General features: G+C 73.1%; 19 protein-coding genes. 11 read left to right on the top strand and 8 right to left on the bottom strand.

What is annotated here, in order from left to right; all coding sequences use genetic code 11:
- Nucleotides 1–37: 37 nt before the first annotated feature.
- The 3 genes from IOD16_RS12480 to IOD16_RS12470 all read right to left on the bottom strand — a co-directional run bounded on the left by IOD16_RS12480 (nucleotide 38) and on the right by IOD16_RS12470 (nucleotide 3,945).
- A complete protein-coding gene (locus IOD16_RS12480; protein ID WP_123742094.1) occupies nucleotides 38–469 on the bottom strand; it encodes a PPOX class F420-dependent oxidoreductase in 432 nt (143 codons plus the stop codon).
- Between the two features lie 108 nt (nucleotides 470–577).
- Nucleotides 578–2,272, bottom strand: a complete 1,695-nt coding sequence (locus IOD16_RS12475) for an ABC transporter permease subunit (RefSeq protein WP_236594936.1) — start codon at nucleotides 2,270–2,272, stop codon at nucleotides 578–580.
- Between the two features lie 200 nt (nucleotides 2,273–2,472).
- The gene (locus IOD16_RS12470) at nucleotides 2,473–3,945 is read right to left on the bottom strand and encodes an ABC transporter substrate-binding protein (RefSeq protein WP_236594935.1); all 1,473 of its coding nucleotides are present in this window, start codon (nucleotides 3,943–3,945) and stop codon (nucleotides 2,473–2,475) included.
- Between the two features lie 123 nt (nucleotides 3,946–4,068).
- On the opposite strand from IOD16_RS12470, the gene IOD16_RS12465 reads away from it, so the two are divergent.
- Nucleotides 4,069–4,725, top strand: a complete 657-nt coding sequence (locus IOD16_RS12465) for a pentapeptide repeat-containing protein (protein WP_201440170.1) — start codon at nucleotides 4,069–4,071, stop codon at nucleotides 4,723–4,725.
- A 273-nt stretch (nucleotides 4,726–4,998) separates the two neighbouring features.
- On the opposite strand, the gene IOD16_RS12460 is transcribed toward IOD16_RS12465, so the two are convergent.
- From IOD16_RS12460 to IOD16_RS12450, 3 genes are all read right to left on the bottom strand, one after another.
- On the bottom strand, nucleotides 4,999–6,348 hold the full coding sequence (locus IOD16_RS12460; protein WP_201440169.1) for a serine hydrolase domain-containing protein: 1,350 nt from the start codon (nucleotides 6,346–6,348) through the stop codon (nucleotides 4,999–5,001).
- 95 nt (nucleotides 6,349–6,443) lie between these two features.
- Nucleotides 6,444–7,019: a TIGR00730 family Rossman fold protein gene (locus IOD16_RS12455; RefSeq protein ID WP_201440168.1), complete on the bottom strand. Its 576-nt coding sequence runs from the start codon at nucleotides 7,017–7,019 to the stop codon at nucleotides 6,444–6,446.
- Between the two features lie 315 nt (nucleotides 7,020–7,334).
- Complete coding sequence (locus IOD16_RS12450) at nucleotides 7,335–8,054, bottom strand: SDR family oxidoreductase (RefSeq protein ID WP_201440167.1); 720 nt, start codon at nucleotides 8,052–8,054, stop codon at nucleotides 7,335–7,337.
- A gap of 731 nt (nucleotides 8,055–8,785) precedes the next feature.
- Here IOD16_RS12450 and IOD16_RS12445 point away from each other — a divergent pair.
- From IOD16_RS12445 to IOD16_RS12420, 6 genes are all read left to right on the top strand, one after another.
- Entirely contained in the window at nucleotides 8,786–10,888 is a 2,103-nt protein-coding gene (locus IOD16_RS12445) for a cellulase family glycosylhydrolase (protein ID WP_236594934.1), read from the top strand.
- Nucleotides 10,889–10,988: 100 nt separating this feature from the next.
- Complete coding sequence (locus IOD16_RS12440) at nucleotides 10,989–11,312, top strand: hypothetical protein (protein WP_201440166.1); 324 nt, start codon at nucleotides 10,989–10,991, stop codon at nucleotides 11,310–11,312.
- A gap of 93 nt (nucleotides 11,313–11,405) precedes the next feature.
- On the top strand, nucleotides 11,406–12,632 hold the full coding sequence (locus IOD16_RS12435; protein WP_201440165.1) for a cytochrome P450: 1,227 nt from the start codon (nucleotides 11,406–11,408) through the stop codon (nucleotides 12,630–12,632).
- 108 nt (nucleotides 12,633–12,740) lie between these two features.
- On the top strand, nucleotides 12,741–13,367 hold the full coding sequence (locus IOD16_RS12430) for an MFS transporter (RefSeq protein WP_201440164.1): 627 nt from the start codon (nucleotides 12,741–12,743) through the stop codon (nucleotides 13,365–13,367).
- A gap of 6 nt (nucleotides 13,368–13,373) precedes the next feature.
- Nucleotides 13,374–14,159: an MFS transporter gene (locus IOD16_RS12425; RefSeq protein WP_201440163.1), complete on the top strand. Its 786-nt coding sequence runs from the start codon at nucleotides 13,374–13,376 to the stop codon at nucleotides 14,157–14,159.
- Nucleotides 14,160–14,414: 255 nt separating this feature from the next.
- Nucleotides 14,415–16,286, top strand: coding sequence for a rhamnogalacturonan lyase (locus IOD16_RS12420; protein ID WP_236594933.1), 1,872 nt, complete (start codon nucleotides 14,415–14,417; stop codon nucleotides 16,284–16,286).
- A 188-nt stretch (nucleotides 16,287–16,474) separates the two neighbouring features.
- Here IOD16_RS12420 and IOD16_RS12415 read toward each other — a convergent pair whose 3' ends face one another.
- Entirely contained in the window at nucleotides 16,475–18,796 is a 2,322-nt protein-coding gene (locus IOD16_RS12415) for a glycoside hydrolase family 95 protein (protein WP_236594932.1), read from the bottom strand.
- 191 nt (nucleotides 18,797–18,987) lie between these two features.
- On the opposite strand from IOD16_RS12415, the gene IOD16_RS12410 reads away from it, so the two are divergent.
- The 4 genes from IOD16_RS12410 (at nucleotide 18,988) to IOD16_RS12395 (ending at nucleotide 22,942) form a co-directional block, all read left to right on the top strand.
- Nucleotides 18,988–19,491 (top strand): 2Fe-2S iron-sulfur cluster-binding protein, encoded by a 504-nt coding sequence (locus tag IOD16_RS12410; protein ID WP_201440162.1) that lies wholly within the window; start codon nucleotides 18,988–18,990, stop codon nucleotides 19,489–19,491.
- The gene (locus IOD16_RS12405; protein WP_201440161.1) at nucleotides 19,488–20,477 is read left to right on the top strand and encodes an FAD binding domain-containing protein; all 990 of its coding nucleotides are present in this window, start codon (nucleotides 19,488–19,490) and stop codon (nucleotides 20,475–20,477) included. Before IOD16_RS12410 ends, IOD16_RS12405 begins: the two co-directional genes overlap by 4 nt.
- The gene (locus tag IOD16_RS12400) at nucleotides 20,474–22,555 is read left to right on the top strand and encodes a xanthine dehydrogenase family protein molybdopterin-binding subunit (RefSeq protein WP_201440160.1); all 2,082 of its coding nucleotides are present in this window, start codon (nucleotides 20,474–20,476) and stop codon (nucleotides 22,553–22,555) included. Before IOD16_RS12405 ends, IOD16_RS12400 begins: the two co-directional genes overlap by 4 nt.
- Nucleotides 22,556–22,651: 96 nt before the next feature.
- Nucleotides 22,652–22,942, top strand: a complete 291-nt coding sequence (locus IOD16_RS12395) for a hypothetical protein (RefSeq protein ID WP_201440159.1) — start codon at nucleotides 22,652–22,654, stop codon at nucleotides 22,940–22,942.
- A 36-nt stretch (nucleotides 22,943–22,978) separates the two neighbouring features.
- Here the strand turns inward: IOD16_RS12395 and IOD16_RS12390 are convergent, their stop codons facing one another.
- Nucleotides 22,979–24,676 carry a cholesterol oxidase substrate-binding domain-containing protein gene (locus tag IOD16_RS12390; protein ID WP_201440158.1) on the bottom strand — a complete coding sequence of 566 codons (1,698 nt, stop codon included), beginning with the start codon at nucleotides 24,674–24,676 and terminating at the stop codon, nucleotides 22,979–22,981.
- Nucleotides 24,677–24,693: the final 17 nt, after the last annotated feature.

The following is a 24,693-nucleotide window of genomic DNA, read 5'->3' as shown; positions in this document are numbered from 1 at the left end:
CCCGTGCGGTCGCGGTGAACCGCACGGGGCGGCGCGGTCAGTTGACCTTCTGGCCGTACACCCGGTCGACCTCGATCGTCACGAGCACCCGCCGCTCCGCCACCATGACCGACCGGTACTCGGCCCAGTCCGGGTGCTCGCCCGCGGCGAGGCGGTAGTACTCCACCAGCGCCTCGACCTCCGGCCCGTGCGGGTCCGCGCCGGGACCGGTGATCGTGGCCGTGCCCTCGACCGTGGCCCACTCCCAGCCGTCCTCGCTGGTCACCTCCAGCGCGACCCGCGGGTCGCGGCGCAGGTTCGCGACCTTGGCGGTCCGGTCCGTGGTCGACACCCGGATCACGCCCGCGCCCTGGTCGTAGGAGGGCATGATCGGGGAGAGCTGGGGGCGTCCGTCGGCCTTGATGGTCGCGAGCACGCCGATCCGGCTCTTCGCGAGCAGCGCGTGCGGGTCGAACCCTGAGTCGGTCATGCCGGCACCAACCCGCGGCCCACCGTCGCCTATTCCCACCTCTCGCCACTCTTTCGGGTGAATGACGGGGAGTCCTGAGTGGACCGCTCGCGCAGGCAGGCTCCGTCGTCACCGCTTCCTCGGCAGGGTCGACAGCGAGACCGCCACCACGGCCAGGAGCAGCAGCATCGCGGTCGGGGCGAGGGCCGCCCACGGCGCGCGCTCCAGGTAGGGCAGGGACTCGGCCAGCATCAGCCCCCACTCCGGCGTCGGCGGCGGCGCGCCCAGGCCGAGGAAACCCAGCGACGCCAGGGCCAACGCGATGCCGGGCAGGCGCAGCACGGCGTGCCGGGCCACCGGACCGGCGACCGCGGGCAGGACGTGCCGGGTCGTGATCCAGAACGGCCCGGCGCCCAGCGCTCGCAACGCGGTGACGTGCGTGGCCGCGCGGTTCTCCCGGACCAGCGCCGCCGCGTGGGCGGCCAGCGGCGGCCAGGAGACCAGGCCGACCGCGAGGGACGCGCCGACCGTGCCCGGTCCGACGACCGCCGCGACCAGGATGCCCGCGATCACGGGCGGCACGGCGTTGGCGGTCTCCGCGGCGCCTTCGGCCAGGCCCGGCAGGAAGCCGACGACCACCGCGACCGCGAACGAGCACAGGCACACCAGGACCGTGACGCCGAGCGTGGCCGCCGCGCCGTGCCCCACCCTGGCCAGCACGTCACGGCCCAGCGCGTCCGTGCCCAACGGGTGCGCCCAGGCCGGGGACGCGAGCCTGGCGGCCGGGTCCACCCGCAGCGGCTCCCGCAGCAGCCCCCAGCAGATCACCACCGCCGGGACCAGCACGCCGACCGCGATCACCACGCGGTGCAGCCGGCCGACCGGGACCGTCACGGGCGGCGGGGCGGACAGGGCGGCGTCGCGCAACGCCTGCCCGAGCATCCGCCGCCGGACCCCGGCCACGAGCACGCCGCCCACCAGCCCGAGCAGCACCAGCGCGAGCACTGCCCCTTGCAGCAGCGGCAGGTCCTGGGCTTCCGCCGCGCCCAGCGCGGTCCGGCCGAGGCCCGGCACGGCGAACACCACCTCCACCGCGACCGCTCCCCCGGTCAACCCCACGGCGACCAGCCCGAACTGCGGCAGCACGGCGGGCAGCGCTCGACGTGCCGCGGCCCGGCCGACCACTCGCGGCGAACACCCCCAGGACCGCCACAGCACGACCCAGCGCTCCTCGAACACGGCGGGCAGCGCGTCGTCCACCAGCCGTCCCAGGACGCCCCCCGCCGGGAGGCCCAGCGCCAACGCGGGCAGCACCAGGTGCCGCGCCCCCTGCCAGCCGTAGGGCGGCAACCAGCCGAGCCACACCGACAGCACCACCAGCAGCACCGTGGCCAGCAGGAACTCGGGCAGGGCGGCGAGCACGGCCGCCGCAGCGCCGGTGCGCGCACGTGCCGTCCCCCGCGCACCGCGCGCGAACGTCGACGCGGACAGCGCGGCAGCCAGCGCCAACGCCACGACCAGCGCCGCGCCCATCAACGCCGACGACACGCCCAACGCCGACAGCACCGAGGGCAGCACCTCGCCGCCCCCGACCCACGACCGGCCGAGGTCGCCGCGCAGCACGCCGCCCAGCCAGTCGCCGAACAACGCCACCGGGCCGACGTCCAGGCCCAGCTCGCGGCGCACCGCGGCCAGCGCCTCGGCCGTCGGCTCCTGCTCGGCGGACCGGGCGCGCAGCACCGACAGCGCCGGGTCCCGCCCGGACAGCCACGGCAGCGACCCGATCACCGCGACGACCGCGGCCGGCCCGGCGACGCGGGACACCAGCGCACCGCGCCGACCGGCGCGGGAGGCCGGGGCGGCCCGACGGCCGATCCGAGAGGCCCACGCGCGACGCCGACCGGCCGGAGAGCCGGGCTCACCCGGCTGGCGGAGGCCGCTGCTTTGTGCGGGGCGGGCGTCCGGGGCGGGGCGGGGGTCCGGGGCGGGGCGGGCGTCCGGGGCGGGGCGGGCGTCCGGGGCGGTCACCGCAGCCGGGTCGAGGAGGTGATCAGCGTTCGCTCGCGCGGGTCCTTGGCCGAGTCGACCACCGACGTCGCGTCGCCCTGGATCACGCGCTCGTGCAGCATCGGGATCGCCGCGTCGGTCCGCAGCACCGCCGCCTCGGCCGCCAGGATCGCGGCCCGGCGCTGGTCGCCCGCCTCGGTGGCGGCGGCGGTCCGCACGGCCGCGTCCACCTCGCCGTCGCACAGCTGCGCGATGTTGAACGAGCCCGCGCAGGTGAAGTCCGACTGCACGTACGCGACGGGGTCGCCCGAGTCCAGCACCGTCGCCCGGGACAGGATGAACGCGTCGAACTTCCCGGCCAGCGCGTCCTCCTCGATGTGCGCGTACTCGCGCACGACCTGCGTGACGGTGAACCCGGCGTCCTGCAACTGCTGTTGCAGCACCGAGGCGACCTCGGGCAGCTCGGCGCGGTCGGAGAACGTGGCCAGGGTGATGGCGACGCCGGCGGGCGCGGTGGCCTCGGCGCGGCCGGCGAGCGGGGTGCGCCCGGCGGCGGCCCACGGCAGGGCGGGCCCGAGCAGCCCTTGGGCGACGTCGGCCCGGCCCTCGTAGACGCCCCGCACGATCTCGGCCGCGTCGATCGCCTCCCGAGCGGCGGCGCGCAACCCCTGGTCCCGGAACGGTCCGGTCTTCGTGTTCAGGTACAGGGTGTTGGTGCGCGGCATCGGCACCTCGGTGATCGTCGCCCGGTCGAGCAGCGCCGCCTGCGACACCGGCACGGCCTCCGCGATGTGCGCCTCACCGCTGCGGATCGCGGCGGCACGCGCGGTGCCGTCGGGGACGAACGACACGTCGATGCCCTCGGCGGCGGCCTTCGGTCCCCAGTAGCCGTCGTAGCGGTCGAGCGTGGCGGTCGTGGTGCCGTTCACCGCGACCAGCCGGAACGGTCCGGTGCCCGTGCCCACCGGGTCGACCTTGCCGTCCGCGCGGTAGGCGCTCTCCGCGAGGATCGCCAACTGCGGCGACGAGAGCCGTTGCGGCACCAGGGGGTCGGGGGCGGCGGTGGTGACGACGACGGCGTCGCCCGCCGGCTCGGCGGTCAGCTCGACGCCGTCGAGGATCCGCGGCTTGGGCGAGGCGGTGGTGGCGCGGGTGAGGGTGTTCGCGACGGCGGCCGAGGTCAACGCGGTGCCGTCGTGGAAGGTCACGCCCGGGCGGACGGTGAACTCCCAGGCGTGCTCGGAGATCCGCCGCCACCCGGTGGCCAGGCCGGGCCGGGCGTCGCCGGCCGCGTCGAGGGTGACCAGCGTCTCCGCGGTGGACCAGCGCGAGAGCTTGAACGCGTCGTCGCTGAACGGCGTCAGGCCCGACCGCGGCGGTTGCAGCATCGCGAGCTTGATCCGCCCGTCGGACGGTTCCGCGCCGGGGGCGAAGCACCCGGTCAGCAGCAGGGCACACGCCGCGAGGGCGGTGGAGGAGCGGTGGCGCACGGGTCGTCCCAGCGTTCGGTGACAGAGCACCGTGAACCTAACAACATGATTATCGTTATCGGTAGTTGGTGTGGGCACCGCCACGCGGGCGCGGGCCGGTCGGCCGCCGGCTACCATCCCCGCATGTCGGAACCCCGAGCGCTCGCGGACCTGCCGTTCGCCGCCTACCTGGAGGACCACGACGGCGGGCGGCTGGAGCCGGGCGGCGACTACAACGTCGTCCACCTCGCCGACCAGGAGTTCCCCGACCTCGCGGCGGGCAACGCGCGGTTCAGCGAATCGGCGCTGTCCACCGTCCGCTTCACCGACGGGTCGCTGCGGCGCGCCCGGTTCAACGACGTGTGGCTGCACGGCGTGCAGGTCATCGGCACCGACCTGGCCGAGACCGGGTGGCTCGACGCGGAAGTCGTGAACAGCGCGTTCGCCGGGGTGGCGATGTTCGAGGCCGGGTTGAGCCGCGTCACGTTCTTCGGCTGCAAGCTCGTCTCGGTCAACCTGCGCGGCGCGGTGCTGCGCGACGTCGCGTTCATCGGCTGCGTCCTGCGCGACGTCGACTTCACCGAAGCCCGGCTCACCGACGTCACGTTCCCGGGCTCGACGCTCGAAGACCTCCGGTTCGACGACGTGGAGCTGAAGAAGGTGGACCTCCGCGACGCGGCCGAACTGGGCATCCGCAGCGGGGTCGCCTCGCTGCGCGGCGCGACGATCACCTTCGCCCAGGCGATCGACCTCGCGCCGGCGTTCGCCCACACCCTCGGGATCACCGTCAAGGACAGCTGACCCGCGGTCGAACCCGGCCGCGGCGGACACCGCGCCGCCGACCGGTGTGCAGCGGATCGCGCTGGTGACCAGCGACGCCATTCCACGTGGACGGGCGATGCGCCGGTCCGCCCGCCCGCGCGACTGTCCGCTGTGGACTGGACGTCGGGCCGGGACGGGCCGCCGGGTGCCAGCAACAGCTCCGGGCTCCGGGCGGCGGACGGCGGACGGCGAGGTCTGCGCCCGAGCGGTCGGCCGTTCCCCGGTCGTGTCCCCGACCGTGCGGCCGCACCCTCAGCTCTTCGGGGCGGCCCTCATGCTGAAGTGCAGGTACGGCGAGCCGTCGGGCAGCGTGTAGAACACTACCGGCACCCACGGTTCGTGCTCGTTGCGCCGTGCCGCGAACAGGCCTTCCTCCACCGGCACGAGCACCGCGTTGGTCACCGCGTTGATCTCGGCGAGCTCGCCGATGCTCTCGCCGCGCAGGTTCAGCACGCCGTCCCGCTCGGTCACCTCCACGTCGTAGCCCTCGCGCACGTAGGAGCCGACGTACCGGGAGACGTCCACCACCGGCGGTTCGGCGGGCGGCGCGAAGTCCGGCACCACGACACCGGCGTGCTCGGCCAGCAGCTCGGTGAACAGCCGCTGGGACACCTCGGCGGGCACGCCGCCGTTGGTGAGCAGCGCGGCCGCCACGCCCGCGCCGGGCACGACCCGCAGGAACGCCTTCTGCCCGACCGTCGCGCCGTCGTGCCCGATCACCGGGCCGCCGGGCCAGTCGTAGACGATCCACCCGAGCCCCCAGCACATGCGGTGCGCCTGGCTCGCGGGCAGCTGCACCAGCGGCCGGTGCATCGCGGCCACCTGCTCGGCGGGCAGGATCACCGTGCCGTCGGGGGCGCGGCCGCCGTCCAGGTGCAGCTTGGCGAAGCGGACGACGTCGGCGGCGGTGGCGTTGATCGTCCCGGCCGGTCCGGCGGACCTCGCCAGCCCCCACAGGGGCGCGGGCACGGGCTCGTCGCCGGGTTCACCGAGGTGGCCCAGGGCCGAGCGGAACCTCAGCACGTCCTCGGCCAGGGTCATCGTGTCGTGCGCGCCGAGCGGGTCGAGCAGCCGTTCACGCAGGGCGTCGTCCCAGACCTGGCCGGTGAGCACCTCGATGATCCGGCCGAGCACGGTGAACCCGCTGTTGCAGTAGGACATCGTGACGCCCGGCGGGTGGTTCTGGCCGAGGTCCGCGCACGCCGCCACGTAGGCGGCCACGCAGTCGTCACCGCGCCCGGTGTCGCGGAAGAAGTCCCCGTCGATGCCGCTGGTGTGCGTCAGCAGGTGGCGGGGCGTCACGGTCTTGGTGGCCACGGGGTCGGCCACGGCGAACTCCGGCAGCACGGTGACCACCGGCGCGTCCAGGTCGAGCGCGCCTTCGGCGACCAGCTGCATGATCAAGGTGGCGGTGTAGAGCTTGGTGATCGAGCCGATCTGGAACAGCGAGTCCGCGGTCGCCTCGACCCCCGTGCCGCGGTGCAGCACACCGGTCGCGCACTCGTGGATCTCGCCGTCGACCAGGATCGCCAGTGAAGCTCCGGGCACCGTGTGCGCCTCGCACAGCTCCGCCAAACGTTGTTGCCAGTGGTTGATGTCCATCGCCCGCTCCCCCCGGATGGCGCGAAACTTTGCGAAATCCCTTCGCGTTGACCTCACCGTACCGATTTCCCCGTGCTGCGGCAGGGGTTTTCGCGCTACGACAGGGGTTCCTCGTCGGTCCAGGTGTAGTCCGGCGTCCGGTAGTCGGCGCAGCGCGTGAGGAGCCGGTCGAAGTCGTGATCCACCAGCAGCATGTCCCGGTAGGGCGGTTTGAGGAACCCCTCCTCCACCATGTGGTCGATCATCCTGATGAGGTGCGTGAAGTACCCGTCGACGTCCAGAAGTGCGACCGGTTTCGCGTGCAGGCCGAGTTGGGCCCACGTCCAGACCTCGAACAGCTCCTCCAACGTGCCCGCGCCGCCGGGCAGGGTCACGAAGGCGTCCGACAGCTCCGCCATCAACGCCTTGCGCTCGTGCATGGACGCCACGACGTGCAGCTCGGTCAGGTTCTCGTGCGCCACCTCCCAGTCGACCAGACTGCGCGGGATCACCCCGATGACCGAGCCGCCCGCCTCCAGCGCCCCATCGGCCAGCGCACCCATCGTCCCCACCCGACCGCCGCCGTAGACGACTTCGACGCCCCGCTCGGCCAGCGCGCGACCGACTTCCCGCGCCACCTCGACATGCCGGACCCGTCCGCTGGACGAGCCGCAGAACACACAGACCCGCATGGGGACACACGGTAGGTGAGGCGGGCAGGAATGGTTGGGCGGGTTTGGGTGGGTTTGGGCCGGGGGTGAGTTGGGCGAGGGGTGGGAGGGGGGTGGTGGTGCGGGCGGCTCGATTTGACATGGGGCCCTTACGGGCGCTCCAGGCAGGCCAAAGCCGGGCAGGCCTGGCGGATAAAGCGCCCGCCAAGCCTGTCCGGCTTCGACCAGCCTAAAGCACCCGAACCCATGTCAAATCGGGCCTGGGTGGGGATGTGGCGGGTCCGTTGGGGGGCAGGGTCGGGGGCGGGAGTGGGGGGCGGGAGTGGGGGGCGGGGGTTAGCGGCCGAGGTTGGCGCCGCCGTTGACGCCGATGACCTGGCCCGTCAGGTGGCCGGCTTCCGGGGAGGTCAGGAAGGTGACCGCGGCGGCGATGTCGGCCGGTGTGGCGGCGCGGCCGTTGGCCGGGTTGCCGACCAGTTTCTTGCGCCGCTCCTCGGACAGGGTGCCGCCGAAGAACTCGGTCTCCTCGGTGACGCCGGGCGACACGACGTTGACCGTGATCCCCCGCCCGCCCAGCGCGAACGCCAGGTCGGCGGTCCACGCTTCGATGGCCGCCTTGGCCGCGCCGTAGCTGCCGGAGCCCCGGCGGGCCGCGATGGAGCCGATCGTGACCACCCTGGCGTCGTCGGCCAGGCGTGGCTCCAGGGCGGTGGTCACCAGCACGGCGCTGAGCACGTTGGACTCGAAGTTCGCCAGCCACAGGTCGCGCACGTCCGCCAGGCCCTCGGGCGCCCCGCGGCGGCGGGCCATGTTGCCGCCGGCGTTGTTCACCAGGACGTCCACCCGGTCGGGCAGCGCGGCCAGCGCTTCGTCCACCCGGTCGGGGTCGGCGGCGTCGAAGGCGACCGCCCGCGCGCCGATCTCCGCGGCAGCGGCGGTCAGCACGTCCTCGCGCCTGCCCGTGACCACGACGTCCAACCCCCGCTTGACCAAGTCGGCGGCGACCGCCTTGCCGATACCCGTGCCACCACCGGTCACGACCGCTGTTCTCGTCATGCCTGGTTCCTATCAGCGCCGCCGACCGGGGTCGATCCGCTTCTCGGCCCAATTGACACCATTATTGTTCACATTCATGACCCGCTTCACATGTGTGACCAGAACTCACGGGTTCCAGGGGTTTCGTCATGCAACTCGGAGGTGGTGGTGTGCAGGTCAACCGGTGACTGGCACTGGTACTGGCAGGTGGTCCTGCGGAAGCCGACGGGTTCGCCGGTGGGATTGTTCGGGCTGCGGCGCGAATAGTGTTCTCGACCGGGTGCCGCGTGTCCGGTTCGACCGTTGATGATGGTTCGGATTGGTCATCGGGGAGCGCGAGGAGGAATGTGATGCGAGTGGTCGGCGGTGAGGTTCACTTCATGATCATCGAGGTCCGGGGCGCTGCGAGGGTGGTGGGGAGAGGGCGTCGGATGTCGAATTCGTTCGACGGATTCGTCGAACGGCGGGCGGTGGCGGAGTCGAATGATGTCGACTCGCGGCGGCGATTGCGAATTGGTGGCGACCGGTCCGGAGTCGATTAACGTCGAAACCCTTGCGTCACCCATCCGTTACCGCCAACATCATGGCGAGGCAGCGCTGGAACACGCCGCCGCGCCCGGTCCCCGCGGTCGTGGCGCGCGGGTGCGCCGGGCGGCGACCGGCGCATCCGGATATCCCACTGCGGCGGTTCACCGCTCGCGCGCGTTCGGTTCCCTCCCCTCCCGCTGCCGCACGCGATCACGAGGAGCGTCATGGCCGACATGCGAGACAAGCTGAGAAAAATCCGTTGGCGGGTTGGCCTGCTGGCCACCGGGATGGCCTCGTTGCTCGCGGGCATGGGCGTGGTCGCGGTGACCGATGCCCAGGCGGCTGCGGGCTGCCGGGTCGTGTACTCGGTGCCGAGCCAGTGGCAGGGCGGCTTCAGCGGCAACGTCAGCATCACCAACCTGGGCGACCCGATCACCAACGGGTGGCGGCTGACGTGGGCGTTCCCGTCCGGTCAGACGGTCACCCAGGCGTGGAGCGCCACCGTCACGGCGTCGGGCAGCCAGGTCACCGCGACCAACGTCGGCTACAACGCCTCCATCCCGACCAACGGCTCGGTGTCGTTCGGCTTCAACGGCTCGTGGACGGGCACGAACACGAACCCGTCGTCGTTCGCGCTCAACGGCGTCACCTGCACCGGTGACACCACGACGACCACCAGCACGACGACGACCACCACCACCACCACCACGACCACGACCACGAACCCGCCGGCGGGTGACGCCATGGCGCGGGTCGCGGAGATGCAGCCGGGCTGGAACCTGGGCAACTCGCTGGACGCCACGGGCGCCGACGAGACGTCGTGGGGCAACCCGCGCATCACCGAGGCGCTGCTGGACAACGTCCGCGCGCAGGGCTTCAAGAGCATCCGCATCCCGGTGACGTGGAGCGCGCACCAGGGCGGAGCGCCGAGCTACACCATCGAGGCGGCGTACCTGGCGCGGGTGAAGGAGGTCGTGAGCTGGGCGTTGGCGGACGGCTTCTACGTCATGATCAACATCCACCACGACTCGTGGCAGTGGATCAACGCCATGCCGACGGACCGCACGAACGTGCTGGCCCGCTACAACGCGGCGTGGACGCAGATCGCGACCGCGTTCCGGGACGCCTCGCCGAAGCTGATGCTGGAGAGCGTCAACGAGCCGCAGTTCGCCAACAGCTCGGGTGACGCGCAGAACGCGCAGCTGCTCAACGAGCTGAACACGTCGTTCCACCGGATCGTGCGCGGCTCCGGCGGCAACAACGCGACCCGCCTGCTCGTCCTGCCGACCCTGCACACGTCGTCGGAGCAGGCGCGGGTCGACGAGCTGGTGGCCACGTTCAACACCCTGAACGACCCGAACCTCATCGCCACGTTCCACTTCTACGGCTACTGGCCGTTCAGCGTGAACGTCGCGGGCGGCACGAAGTTCGACGCGGCCGTGCAGAAGGACCTGACCGACTCGTTCGACCGCGTGGCCAACGCGTTCGTGGCGCGCGGCATCCCGGTCATCCTGGGCGAGTACGGCCTGCTGGGCTTCGACCGGCACACGGGCACCATCCAGCAGGGCGAGAAGCTGAAGTTCTTCGAGTTCCTGGGCCACTACGCCCGGACGAAGAAGATCACCACCATGCTGTGGGACAACGGCCAGCACTTCGGCCGCACGTCGTACCAGTGGAGCGACCCGGAGCTGATCGCGCAGATCAAGTCGAGCTGGACGACCCGGTCCGGCACGGCGTCGTCGGACCAGGTGTTCAGCGCCAAGTCCTCGGCCATCACCGCCAAGACGCTGACGCTCAACCTGAACGGCACGTCGTTCGTCGGGTTGCGCCAGGGCAGCACCGACCTGGTGCGCGGCACGGACTACACGGTGAGCGGCGACCAGTTGACCATCACGGCGTCGGCGATCACCCGGCTGAGCGGATCGCGGGCGTACGGCACGAACGCGACGCTGTCGGCCCGGTTCTCGGCGGGCGTGCCGTGGCGGATCAACCTGGTCACCTACGACAAGCCGGTGCTGCAGAACGCGACCGGGACGACGAGCGCGTTCGCCATCCCGACCCAGTTCCGCGGCGACCAGCTGGCCACGATGGAGGCCAAGTACGCGGACGGCAGCAACGCCGGCCCGCACAACTGGACCTCGTACAAGGAGTTCGACGTCGCGTTCGCGCCCGACTACGCGGCGGGCGCCACGACGTTGAAGCCCGAGTTCTTCGCCGAGGTCACGGACGGCTCGCGGGTCACGCTGACGTTCCACTACTGGAGCGGCGCCACGGTGACCTACTACGTCACCAAGTCCGGCACGTCGGTCACGGGCACCCTCTCCTGACCGTTCGCCACCCCCGGCGGCCCGGAGCACCCCGCTCCGGGCCGCCGGGCTGCGTAGTCGTACTCATGCGCGGCGCCGGGCGGTCGGCGAGACTGGGCGCGTGATCGAGGTCGAGCGGCGGAAGCGGCCCGCGGTGGCGTTCGCGGGTTTCCTGGTGCCGTTCGCGGCGCAGCTCGCGGTGCTGGCGGCGTTCCGGGCGGAGTACTTCGCGGACGAGGGCTGGCACGGCGGCGAGTACGCGTACGCGTTCATCGGGGTCGCGGTCGGCTCGACCGTGCTCGGGTGCGCGGTCAAGTTCCTCCGGCCTCCGTGGAACTCGGTCGGCACCGGGTTGGTGCTGGCGGGCACCCTCGGCTTCGTGACCGTCCTCGTGGTCTTCGCGGTGTTCCTCGTCGCCCTCTCGCAGTGGGCCTCGACCACCTAGGCGCGGTGTCAGGGCCGTGTCAGGCCGGTGTCAGCGCGGTGTCCGGCCGCCCGGTGATCGTGGTCGCAACAGCCACCACGAGAGGACACCCCGATGAGTCGGACGGTTCCCGTCCCGCACGGTCTGCCCATGGAGCGCGACGCGGGCCCCTTCGACCCGCCCAGCCGGATCACCGAGCTGCGCGAGGCCCGCCCGGTCAGCCCGATGCTGTTCCCCGACGGTCACGAGGGTTGGCTCGTCACCGGTTACGACGCGGTCCGCCGGCTCATGGCCGACACCCGGTTCAGCTCCCGCCAGGACCTCGGCGTCGTCCACGTGCCGTACGAGACGCCCGGCATGCCCGCGCCGACCGAGCCGTCGCCGCAGATGCCCGGCCTGTTCATCAGCATGGACCCGCCGGACCACACCCGGTTGCGGCGGATGCTCACCGGCGCTTTCACCGTGAAGCGCATGAAGCAGCTCGAAGAGCACATCGCCGACATCGTGGAGCGGCAGCTGGACGAGCTGGCGCGCCTCGCCCCACCGGTCGACCTGGTCAAGGCGTTCGCGCTGCCGGTGCCGTCGCTGGTGATCTGCGAGCTGCTCGGCGTGCCCTACGAGGACCGGGAGAACTTCCAGGTCGACTCGGCCAGGTTCCTGGAGCGCGACATCGCGCTGGAGGAGAAGATGGCCGCGTTCGGCGCGATGAACGCGTTCCTCGCCGAGCTGGTCACGCGCAAGCGGGCCGAGCCCGCCGAGGACCTGCTGTCCGACCTGGCCCGCCACGACGACCTCTCCGTCGAGGAGCTGACCGGCATCGCGTTCCTGCTGCTGCTGGCGGGCCACGAGACCACCGCCAACATGCTGTCGCTGGGCACGTTCGCGCTGCTGGAGCACCCCGGGCAGCTGGCCGCCCTGCGCGAGGACCCGGAGCTGCTGCCCGGCGCCGTCGAGGAGCTGATGCGCTACCTGTCGGTGGCCGACATCTTCTACCGCTACGCGACGGAGGACGTCGAGCTGGGCGGGGAGACGATCACCAAGGGCTCGACCGTGGTCGTGTCGCTGCTGGCCGCCAACCACGACCCGCTGCGCTTCGAGGACGCCGGCGCGCTGGACGTCCGCCGCCAGGCGCGCGGCCACCTGTCCTTCGGCCACGGCATCCACCAGTGCCTCGGGCAGCAGCTGGCCCGCATCGAGATGCGGGCCGGTTTCGAGGGCCTGCTGCGCCGCTTCCCGACGCTGGCGCTCGCCGTCCCCGCCGACGAGGTGAGGCTCAAGTCCGACATGAACATCTACGGCGTGCACGAGCTGCCGGTCACCTGGACCGGGACGGCCGGGTAGGGCCGACGACGGCACCGGGGAAGAAGACGTCCCGGGTGGTCGGGCGGCATGCTCGGTGGCGGGGTGCCGCGCCGTCCGACAGGAGCGGTCAGTGGCAGAGGACCGGCCGTGAGCGCGGGGCAGCGGTGGGTGCTGGTGCTGGCGTCCGTCGGCTCCTTCGTGGTGGTGCTCGACCTGCTGGCCGTCGCCACCGCACCGACCGCGATCCAGCGCGACCTGGGCGCGTCCCTGGCGGACCTGGAGTGGACCGTCAACGCCTACACGCTGAGCTTCGCCGTCCTGCTGATGACCGGCGCGGCGCTGGGCGACCGGTTCGGCCGCCGGCGGCTGTTCGCGGGCGGGCCGGCGCTGTTCTCGCCGGCCTCGGCCGCGGGCGCGGTGGCGCCGTCGGCCGGCGCGCTGATCGCCGCGCGGACCGTTCAAGGCGTCGGCGCGGCCGTCGTCATGCCGCTCGCGCTCGGCCTGCTCAACGCCACGTTCCCGCCGCACCGCCGCGGCTGGGCGCTCGGCGTCCACGGCGGCGTCACGGGCTTGGCGGCGCTGCTCGGCCCGGTCATCGGCGGGGTGCTCACCCATGCCCTCAGCTGGGAGTGGATCTTCTGGCTCAACGTGCCGATCGGCCTCGTGGCGATGCCGCTGGTGCCGGCCCGCGTCAAGGAGAGCTTCGGCGCGGGCGCCGCGACCGACCCACCCGGCCTGCTGCTGTCCAGCGGGGCCGCGGTCGGCCTGGTCTGAGGGCTGGTGCGCGCCGAGGCCGCGGGCTGGGGCAGCGCCGAGGTCGTCGGCGCGCTCGTCGGCGGCGTGGTCCTCACCGGGCTCTTCGTGCTGCGGCAGACGCGTGCGGCCACGCCGATGCCGCCCGTGCGCCTGTTCCGGTCGCGGGCGTTCGCCGCGGGCAACGCCGTGATCTTCCTCCTCAACGGCTCGCTGACCGGTGCGATCTTCTTCATCGCCCAGTACCTCCAGGTCGCGCTCGGCCACGACCCGCTGGAGGCGGGCCTGCGCCTGCTGCCGTGGGGGTTGGCGCCGTTCCTGATCGCGCCCCGCGCCCCGCGCCCCGCGCCCCGCGCCGGCGCCCTCGCCGACCGGCTCGGCGAACGGCCGCTCGTCATGGCCGGTCTGACGTCGTACTCGGTCGGTTTGGCGTGGTTGGCGCTCGTGTCGACCGGCGATGCCCCGTACCTGTCGCTGGTCGGCCCCATGACGTTGGGCGGCATCGGCTTCGCGCCGGCCATCCCGGCGGTGACCAAGGCGGTGGTCAGCACCGGCGCGCCCGGCGACATCGGCAAGGCGTCCGGCGCGTTCGGCACCATGCGGCAGCTGGGCGCGGCGTTCGGCATCGCCACCCTGTCCGCCGCTTTCAGCGCGTCGGGCACCTACGCCACGGCGGACTCGTTCACCGACGGCTTCCGCACGGCCATCGCGGTCGCCGCCGGGCTGACGGTGGCGGGCGTGGTCTTCGGCGCGATGAATCCCCAAGGCCCACCGACGGCTGTGAACCGTTTCATTCGCTGTCGCTCAAGCTAGCCAGGTCGTGAGGGTGCGTCAAGGTAAGGATTCCTCAGCTAGGACGCGCCACAGCAGTCGGGCCGGTCACCGATGCGCTGATACGTTTCAGACCGTTGCGCGAGCCCGGTGGCCTGTGTACGGTCCCCATCCAGGCCGCTACGCAGCGTCGCGGCCGATCGTGAGATCGTCGCCGCCGCACGTGGTCGACCGGTTCGGTCACCGCGTGTCCTTTCCACGCCATAACAACGGAGTTATCGCACATGTGGAGGTAGCGTGCGCGCAAAGACCATCGGTCGCGGACTGGCCGCGGCCGTCCTCGTGGCGGCGTCGGTGTCGACGTCGGCCGCGGTGACCGCCCCGGCCGCGACATCGGCCCCGGGCGCGGGGACCCAGCAGGGCGAACGCCTGAACCGGGGTGTCGTCAGCGTCCACACCGGCACCGGGAACTACATCAGTTGGCGGGTGCTGGCGAGCGACGCGCCGGGCACCGCCTACAACCTCTACCGCGACGGCGTGAAGGTGAACGCGGCCCCGATCTCGGGGTCGTCCAACCACGTCGACCAGGGTGCGCCGGCGAACGCCGACTACGTCGTCCGGCCGGTCGTGGGCGGCGTCGAGCAGGTCTCCGCGGCGGACGCCGACCCGTCGCTGCGGTTCACCGCGACGACGGACGACGTCGGCATCGCGGCGAGCACGCGTGACGTGCCGTTGCAGATCCCGGCGGGCGGGCGGACGCCGTCCGGCGAGAACTACACCTACACCGCCAACGACGCCAGTGTCGGCGACCTCGACGGCGACGGCCAGTACGAGATCGTGCTGAAGTGGGACCCGACCAACGCCAAGGACAACTCGCAGTCCGGCTACACGGGCAACGTCTTCGTCGACGCCTACCGGCTGGACGGCACCCGGCTGTGGCGCATCGACCTGGGCCGCAACATCCGCGCCGGCGCGCACTACACGCAGTTCCAGGTGTTCGACTACGACGGCGACGGCCGGGCCGAGGTGGTCATGAAGACCGCCGACGGCACCCGTTCGGGCACCGGCCAGGTCATCGGCGACTCCGGCGCCGACCACCGCAACTCGTCGGGGTACGTCCTGGCCGGGCCGGAGTTCCTGACGGTGTTCCGGGGCAGCGACGGCGCGGTGCTCGCCACCGCGGACTACGTGCCGCCGCGCGGGACGGTCTCCTCGTGGGGCGACTCCTACGGCAACCGGGTGGACCGGTTCCTCGCGGGCACGGCGTACGTGGACGGCTCGCGGCCGAGCATCATCATGGCGCGCGGCTACTACACCCGGTCCGTGATCTCCGCGTGGGACTGGCGCAACGGCCAGCTCACCCGGCGGTGGACGTTCGACAGCAACAGCTCCACCAACGGCTCGGCGTGGGCGGGCCAGGGCAACCACAACCTGTCCGTCGCCGACGTCGACGCGGACGGCCGTGACGAGATCATCTACGGCGCGATGACCGTGGACGACAACGGCGCCGGCCTCTACACCACGCGGCTCGGGCACGGCGACGCGCTGCACGTGAGCGACTTCGTGCCCGGCCGGGCGGGGCTGGAGGTGTTCGACATCCACGAGAGCGGCGGCACCGGGTTCGAGCTGCACGACGCGCGGACCGGCGCGATCATCTTCTCGAAGCCGAACAACACCGGCGCGGAGGGCCCGGGTCGCGGTGTGGCCGCGGACATCTACGCGGGCAACGCGGGCGCGGAGTTCTGGGCGACCGGCGGTGGCGCGCCGTCGAACCTGCTCAACGCCTCGGGCAACAGCGTGGGCCGCATCCCGTCGTCGGCGAACTTCGTGATCTGGTGGGACGGCGACGCGCAGCGCGAGCTGCTCGACGGCACCCACATCGACAAGTACGGCACGAGCGGCGACACGCGGCTGCTGACCGGGTCCGGGGTGGCGTCCAACAACGGCACCAAGTCCACCCCCGCGCTGTCGGCCGACATCCTCGGCGACTGGCGCGAGGAGGTCATCTGGCGCACGTCGGACAACACGAAGCTGCGCATCTACGCCACCACGGACACCACGAGCATCTCGCGCCCGTCGCTGATGCAGGACCGGCAGTACCGGGTCGCCGTGGCCTGGCAGAACACCGCCTACAACCAGCCGCCCCACCCGAGCTTCCGCATCGGCTGAGGCGTCGGCACGACCACGTGAACGGGTGAGCGGTCCCGTGCCCGGCCGTCGGGCACGGGACCGCCTCGTCCGGTCGCACCCCGCAGGAGGACCCGCGCGAAGCCGGTGGGCCGGGCGCCTGGCGCCGGCCGTGCCGTCGTCGGCCTGTGCCGCTGCTCGGGCTGGTCGACCGATCCGGCGGCGACTCCTCACCCGGCGGTGGCCACGTAGCGGCGCCCGGCGCGAGCGGTGAAGGTGAGCGACTCGCCGTCGATCCGCGCCGCCACCCCCTGGCCGGTCCGAGCGTCCACGAGCCGGCCGCCGCCGCCGAACAGGGTGCTGCGCGCGGTGACGGGTCCGTCCTGGCCGGTGGTCAGCGCGATCTCCCGCGCCCGGCCGTCGGACCACCGCACGTCGACCGTGACGTCGCCGCGGGCCCGCAGGCCGGTGCAGGAGCCGTCGCGCCACTCCTCCGGCAGCGCCGGCAGCACGTGCACCACGCCGTCGTGGCTCTGCAACAACATCTCCGCCACGCCGGCCGTCGCGCCGAAGTTGCCGTCGACCTGGAACGGCGGGTGCGTGTCCCAGAGGTTCGCGGTGGTGCTGCCGGTCAGCTGCTCGGCCAGCATCCGGTGCGCGTGGTCGCCGTCGTGGAGCCGCGCCCAGAAGTTGATCTTCCAGGCCTTGCTCCACCCGGTGCCGCCGTCGCCGCGCGCGGTCAGCGAGGTCCGCGCGGCGGCGGCGAGTTCCGGTGTCCCCGACGGGCTGATGCCGTCGCCGGGGAACAACGCGAACAGGTGCGACACGTGCCGGTGGGTGTCGGCGGGGTCGTCCCAGTCCTCCTTCCACTCCCGCAGCTGGCCCCACGAGCCGATGCGCGTGCCGGGGTCGAGGCGGTCCAGCGCCCGGCGGACCTCGGCCCCGAACGCGGTGTCGCCCACGTCGTCGGCGGCGCGGACGACGTCGGCGAACAGCTGCCGGACGATCTGCTGCGACATCGCCGCGCCCGCGGAGAAGTCGCCGTGCTCGGGCGAGTAGCTCGGCGTGACGACGAGCCGGCCGTCGCGCGGGTCCACCCTCAGCGCGTCGAGCCAGAACCGCGCGAGCCCCTTCAGCACGGGGTAGGCGCGCTCGCGCAGGAACCCGCGGTCCCCGGTGAACAGGTAGTGCTCGTGGTAGTGCCGCGCCAGCCACGCGCCCGCTTCGGGGAACCAGAACGCGGTGGGCCAGTCGTGCACGCCGGTGAAGCCGAACGGGTTGGTCTCGTTGTGGACGACCCAGCCGCGGGCCCCGTGGGTCTGCCGGGCCGTGACCGCGCCCGGTTCGCGCAGCCCGTCCACGAAGTCGAACAGCGGTCCGGTGGTCTCGGCGAGGTTCGTCGTCTCGGCCGGCCAGTAGTTCATCTGCAGGTTGATGTTCACGTGGTAGTCGCCGCTCCACGGCGGCGCCACCGAGTCGTTCCACACCCCTTGCAGGTTCGCGGGCAGCGAGCCGGGCCGGGACGAGGCGATCAGCAGGTAGCGGCCGTACTGGAAGTAGAGGGCTTCCAGCGCGCGCCGGGCCGGCGCGGGCGCGGTGGCGTAACCGCGCAGCAGCTCGTCGGTCGGCACGTCGAGCGGCGCCCGGCCGAGGTCCAGGCGCACCCGGTCGAACAACGCGCGGTAGTCGCGCAGGTGGGCGTCGAGGAGCCGGTCCCACCCCTTCGCCGACGCGGCGTCGACGGTCCGCTGGACGCGGTCGTGCGGGTCCGGGCCGCGGTACGTCGGGTGGTGCCCGGCGTAGTCGGTGCCGGCGGCGAACACCAGCACCACGCTGTCGGCGTCGGCCGCGGTGAGCGAGCCGTCGGCGTTGTCGGTGCGCGTGCCGCCCTCGTTGAGCAGCTGGAGCTGCGACTCGAAGCGCAGGCCGTTGTCGTGCAGCGCGCCGGTGAAGGTGGCCCGGCCGCCGGCCGCGGTGAACCGCCGCGACCGGTTGTCCGGCGCGGTGATCGAGGCGGTGAACCCGATCCGGCCGGGCCGGTCGGCGCGGAGCCGGGCCACGAGCACGCCGTCGGCCGCGCTGGCGAAGTACTCCCGGGTGTGCCGCACGCCGTCGGCCTCGTAGGACACCGACGCGACCGCGCGGGACAGGTCGAGGTCACGCCGGTACCCGGTGACCCCGGCGGGCGGGTCGGTGAGGGCCAGGACGAGCTCGCCGAACGGCTGGTACGCGCCGAACCCGCGCCGCGGCCGGCCCAGCACCGCCGCGACGGTCCCCGGCGCGACCCGGTGGTCACGCTCGACCAGCTCCTGGACCTCGCGCACCGCGCCCGGTCGCGGGCCGGGCGGGTTGCCGAAGTCGTAGCCCTCCGCCGAGCCTGGTCCACCGGTCCACAGGGTCTTCTCGTTGAGCTGGATCCGCTCCTCGGCCACGGCGCCGAACACGCCGCCGCCGAGGGCGCCGTTGCCGATGGGCAGCGACTCGGTCTCCCAGTCGGTGGCGGGCTCGTCGTACCAGAGCGCGAGCGTCCGCTGGTCCACCTCGGCTGCCACCGCGTCCTCCTCGGTCTTCGGCGGCGAAGATAACAAGACGTCCGAAGTGTCGGTACCCCTCGCGGCGCAAACGCCCGAACCGGGCCTGACAGCTCGACATACATCGGAGGCCTGAACCGTTCGGCGGATGTCCGGTTGGCGGGCCCGGACCCGGGAAGCCCAAGGGGACGCCGAGTCGGAGGAGCCGGGCCGTGGACGGTGAGGTCGAACTGCGCGTGGACGGTCGGCGCAGGCGGTTGCGCGTGGACACCAGGACCACGCTGCTGGACGCGTTGCGCGACGGTGTCGGGGCGAAGGCGCCGAAGAAGGGCTGCGACCACGGTCAGTGCGGCGCGTGCACCGTGCTGCTGGACGGGCGGCGCGCGATCACGTGCCTGACGTTCGCGGTGGCGCACGACGGGGCGGAGGTCACCACGGCCGAAGGCCTCGCGGAGGGCGGGCGGCTGCACCCGGTGCAGGAGGCGTTCGTCGAGCGGGACGCCCTCCAGTGCGGCTTCTGCACGCCGGGGCAGGTGTGCTCGGCGATCGGGGTGCTGGACGAGGTGGCCGCCGGTCACCCGAGCGTGGTCACGGACGACCTGGCGGGGCCCGTGGAGCTGACCGACGACGAGATCCGCGAGCGGATGAGCGGCAACCTGTGCCGCTGCGGCGCGTACGTCGCCATCGTGGACGCGGTGCGGGACGGTGCGCGGTGATGCCGTTCGACTACCGGCGCGCGCCCGACGCCGAGGGCGCCGTCGCCGCCGCGAGCGGGTGGGCGGGTGTCGCGTTCCTCGCCGGCGGGACCAACCTGGTCGACCACATGAAGCTCGGGCTCGCCGCGCCCGACGTCCTCGTCGACATCAGCCGGCTGCCGCTGGACACCGTGGACGAGCTGCCGGACGGCGGGCTGCGGATCGGCGCGACCGTGCGCAACGCCGACCTGGCCGCGCACCCCGTGGTGCGACGGGACTACCCGGTGCTGGCGCGCGCTCTGCTGTCGGGCGCGTCCGGGCAGATCCGGAACCTTGCCACGACCGGCGGGAACCTGCTCCAGCGCACCCGGTGCGCGTACTTCCAGGACCTCACCACGCCGTGCGACAAGCGCGAACCGGGCACGGGGTGTTCGGCGATCGGCGGGCACACGCGGCACCACGCCATCCTGGGCGCGTCCGCGCACTGCGTGGCCACGCACCCCTCGGACATGGCGGTGGCGATGGCGGCGCTCGACGCGCAGGTGGGCGTGCTCGGCATGGCGGGGCGGCGGGTCGTCCCGCTGGTCGAGCTGCACCGGCTGCCCGGCGACGAGCCGCACCGCGACACCGTGCTGGCGCCGTCGGACCTGATCACGTCGGTGGACCTGCCGCCGTTGCCGCCGGGCACGCGGTCGTCGTACCGGAAGGTGCGCGACCGGGCGTCGTTCGCGTTCGCGCTGGTGTCCGTCGCGGCCGTGCTGCGGGTCGAGGACGGCGTGGTGCGCGACGCGCGGATCGCGCTCGGCGGCGTCGCGCACAAGCCGTGGCGGGCCCGGCGGGCCGAGGACGTGCTGGTCGGCTCACCGGCCGACGAGGAGGTGTTCCGGCGGGCGGCCGACGCGGAGCTCGCGGGGGCGGCGCCGCTGCCGGGCAACGGTTTCAAGGTCCCGCTGACCCGCAACCTCGTGGTGTCCGCGTTGCGCGAGCTGAGCCGGGGGCGACGATGACGGACCCGCGGCGGCCCCGCGTGCTCGGCCGGTCGCCCCGGCGCGTCGACGGGCCGGCCAAGGTCGCCGGCACCGCGCGGTACGCGGGCGACCAGCACGTGGTGGACCCCGCCCACCTGCACCTGGTGCAGGCCGACGCGGCTCGCGGTGTGCTGACCGGCGTGGACGTCGACGCGGCCGAGGCGCTGGCCGGCGTGCTGGCGGTGCTGACACCGGACAACGCGCCGCGCCTGGCGTCCGCGCGGGACCGGGAGCTGGCGGCGCTCCAGTCGCACGAGGTGGCGTTCCGCGGCCAGGTCGTCGCGGCGGTGATCGCGCGGACCCGGGAGATCGCCCGCGAGGCGGCCGCGCTCGTCCGCGTCCGGATCGACGAGCAGCCGCACGACGTGCGCCTGAGCGCCGACCGCGACGACCTGTACGCGCCGGAGAAGGTGAACGCCGGCGCGGAGACCGACACCGCGCGGGGCGACGTCGCGACGGCCCTGGCCCACTCGCCGTTCACCCTCGACCAGACCTACACCACGGCCTGGTACGTCAACAACCCGATGGAACCGCACACCACCACCGCCCTGTGGCTGGACGGCGACCTCGTCCTGTACGACTCCACGCAGGGCGTGCACACCACGCGCGAGTCGACGGCGGAGGTCTTCGGGCTCGAACCGGGACGGGTGCACGTGATCGCGCCGCACGTCGGCGGCGGCTTCGGGTCCAAGGGCACGCCGCACGTCCACTCGGTGATCGCCGCGATGGCCGCGATGGCGGTGCCGGGCACGCCGGTCAAGCTCGCGCTCACCCGGCCGCAGATGTTCTCACTCGTCGGCTACCGCACGCCCACCGTCCAGCGGGTCAGGCTGGGGTGCGACGCGGCCGGGCGGCTGGCCGCCATCGCGGTCGACGCCGTCTCCCAGACCTCCCGGATCAAGGAGTTCGCCGAGCAGACCGCCGTGCCCAGCCGCACGATGTACGCCGCGCCGAACCGCCGCACCACCCACCGGGTGGCCGCGCTGGACGTCCCGGTGCCGTCGTGGATGCGCGCGCCCGGCGAGTGCCCCGGCATGTTCGGGCCCGAGGTGGCGGTGGACGAGCTGGCGAACGCGTGCGGCGTCGACCCGGTGGAGTTCCGCGTCCGCAACGAGCCGGACGTGGAACCGGAGTCGGGCAAGCCGTTCTCCAGCCGCAACCTGGTCGCGTGCCTGCGCGAGGGCGCCCGCCGGTTCGGCTGGGAGCACCGCGCGCCGGCGCCGCGCGCCCTCGTCGAGTCGGGCTGGCTGGTCGGCACGGGGGTGGCGGCGTCGACCTACCCGGTGAACCGGACGCCGGGTTCGGCCGCCACGATCCGCTGCACGGGCCCGGGGCGCTACCTGGTCCGGATCGGCGCGGCCGACATCGGCACCGGCACGTGGACGTCGCTCGCGCAGGTCGCGGCCGACGCGCTGGGCGTGGACTTCGCCGACGTGGAGCTGCGGATCGGCGACACGGCCTTGCCCAGGGCGTCGGTGGCGGGCGGCTCGTCCGGCGTCACGTCGTGGGGCTCGACCGTCGTCGCGGCGGCCGAGGCGTTCCGCCGGGAGTTCGGCGACCACCCGGCCGAGGGCGCCGAGGCCGGCGCGGAGATGCCCGAGGACGACGCGGCCGACACGCACGCGATGCACGCGTTCGGGGCGCAGTTCGCCGAGGTGCGGGTGCACGTCGACACCGGCGAGGTGCGGGTGCCCCGGCTGCTGGGCGTGTTCGCGGTCGGCCGGGTGGTCAACCCGCGCCTGGCCAGGTCGCAGCTCGTCGGCGGCATGACCATGGGCCTGTCCATGGCGCTGCACGAGCACGGCGTGCCGGACGAGCGGTTCGGGCACGTGGTCAACCACGACTTCGCCGAGTACCACATCGCCACCAACGCCGACGTGCCGCGCGTGCAGGCGCATTGGGTCGAGGAGCACGACCCGCACACGAACCCCATGGGCACCAAGGGCGTCGGTGAGATCGGCATCGTCGGCACCGCCGCCGCCATCGTCAACGCGGCGCACCACGCGACCGGCGTCCGCGTCCGCGACCTGCCGGTGACCCTCGACCACTTCCTCTGACGTCCGAACGGTGACGAGTTGGTCCGTTCGGATGTCGCCGACCACGCCGCGTAGTGCCTACGGTGCGAGCTCCCCCTTCACTCGGAGGTTCGCCGGATGGCCGCGAAGCACGTCGGAATGATCATGAAGCACGACCACGAGCGGGTCGTCGTCCTCCGGGTCGAGCTGACCCACGACGGCGCGGACGCCGTGATGGTCGCCCCGCTCGTCCACACCGCGCCGGCGGGCGACGCGCGGGCCGTCAAGGTGAAGACCTGGGTCGACGACTACTGGGTCCGACTCGACCGGACGCGCGTCGTCAAGGCCGCCGACGTGGTCCACGCCTGGACCGGTCCGGGTCAGCTCCGCCGGCCCGGCCTGACCGCCGTGATGAAGGAACTGCGGTGAGGGTGCGCGCGGCGGGCCGCGGCCCGCTCGACCACCTCACGGCAGCAGCACGTCCAGGAACGGGTTGCTGAACACCCGGTGCGGGTCGTGGGCGTCGAGCGCGGCCAGCGCCGCGTCCCAGCTCGGGTCCGGGCCTTGCCGGTAGCTGTCCGGCACGGTGGACGTGAGCACGGTGTGGTCGGCCCACGCCGCCTGGTCCGTGTAGGCCCAGCCCTTGGACCACTCGGCGCGGGTGGCCGCGTACGCGCCCGTGTAGTGGGTGAAGAAGAACTGCTCCAGCTCCCGGTAGAACGCCGCCGCGCCGGGGGCGGTCGGGAACGTCAGCACGTCGAACCACACCGCGACGTCCCACTCGGGGTGGTCCGCGCGTGGCCGCACCGCCGACAGCGCCGGCTTCCGCGCGCCCGCCACGCCCACGTGCGCCGGGTCGTCCAGGCCGCCGACGCGGATCTCCACCTGGCCGGTGACCGGGAACAGGCCGCGGCTCTGGTAGGACGCCAGGAGGTCCTGGTAGAACGCGGCGAAGTCGCTCACCACGCGCTGCACCTCGGCCCGGCTGGTCAGCACCGCGTACCCGTTGGCGGTCTCGCGCAGGGTGGTCGGCTTGACGTAGAGCAGCAGGTTCTTCGACGCGCCCCACAGGTCCGAGGTGAGCGTGGCGGTCAGCCCGGTGGCCGCGGTGGTGTACTGCAACTGGCCGAACGTCGGGGTGAGCGCCCACGCGCCGGTGATGAGCAGGTCGGCGAGGTCGGAGACGGGCTTGGGCACGTTGTCGGAGAACACGTAGTTGTACGGCGTGACGACGTGGCGCGAGGTGAGCGGCTTGGTCGGGGCGACGCTCCACGTCTTGAGCCACGGGCGGTCGGTGAAGGCGAACCAGATCGCCTCGACCCGCCCGGCCTGGTCGAGGAAGCTCGCGAACGTGCGGGTCGCGCCGCTGCCCGGCGGCGCGAACAGCTCGCTCACGGGGATGTCGACCCGGCTGACGCAGCGCAGGTTCTGGTTCGCGCCCACGCGGAGGGTGACCTCGGTCAGGAAGGCGCGGCCCACGTGGGTCAGCAGCGCGGCGCACTCGGGCTCGTCGCGCTGGAACGTGCGCAACCGGTACGCGGCGCCGTCCCAGACGACGGCGGTCAACGAGATGATCAGGTTGCTGAGCGAGCCGTAGGTGTGGCCCGGCGGCCGGGTCTCGCCGACGGCCGGGACGGACGTGCCGTGGCCGTTGATCGCGAGCACGCCGCCGACGGTCAGGTCGCCCGGCGCGGGCGTGTTGGTCACGCCGAGGTCCGCGTCCTCCAGGAACGCCAGCAGGTCGTCCATCGACGCGCCGGTCTGCGTCCGCACCGCGCCCGGCAGCGACGTCATGGCCGTGAGGTGCCGGGTGGTGTCGACGAGCACGACCCGGTCCGCGCCGGTGGTGCCCGCGGTGACGGTCAGCGGCGACCACCCGTGCCGGAAACCCCTCGGCCGCAAGGTGAAGCCCTGGCCGTGCGCCCAGTTCGCGAGCAGCACGACGTCTTCCGGGGTTCGCGGCGCGCACGTCCACAGGTCGTCGGTGTGGATCTCGCCCGCCCAATTCCGGTAGGACTGCCGGTACAGGTCGACGCCCGCCGGGAACGCGGGTGGCGGGTCGCCCGCGCCTTCGCCCGGGAGCAGCGCGCCGATCGGCAACCACGCGACGGCCGAGGCGCCGAGGAAATTGCGGCGGGAGAAGGCATCGCCGGAGTGGCTCATGGACCGACCCTAAGCGC

The sequence above is a fragment of the Saccharothrix sp. 6-C genome (assembly GCF_016695385.1).
GTDB classification, from domain to species: Bacteria; Actinomycetota; Actinomycetes; order Mycobacteriales; family Pseudonocardiaceae; genus Actinosynnema; species Actinosynnema texasense.
The sequence above is the reverse complement of the archived record's forward strand: the minus strand, read 5'-3'. Positions and strand labels throughout refer to the sequence as shown.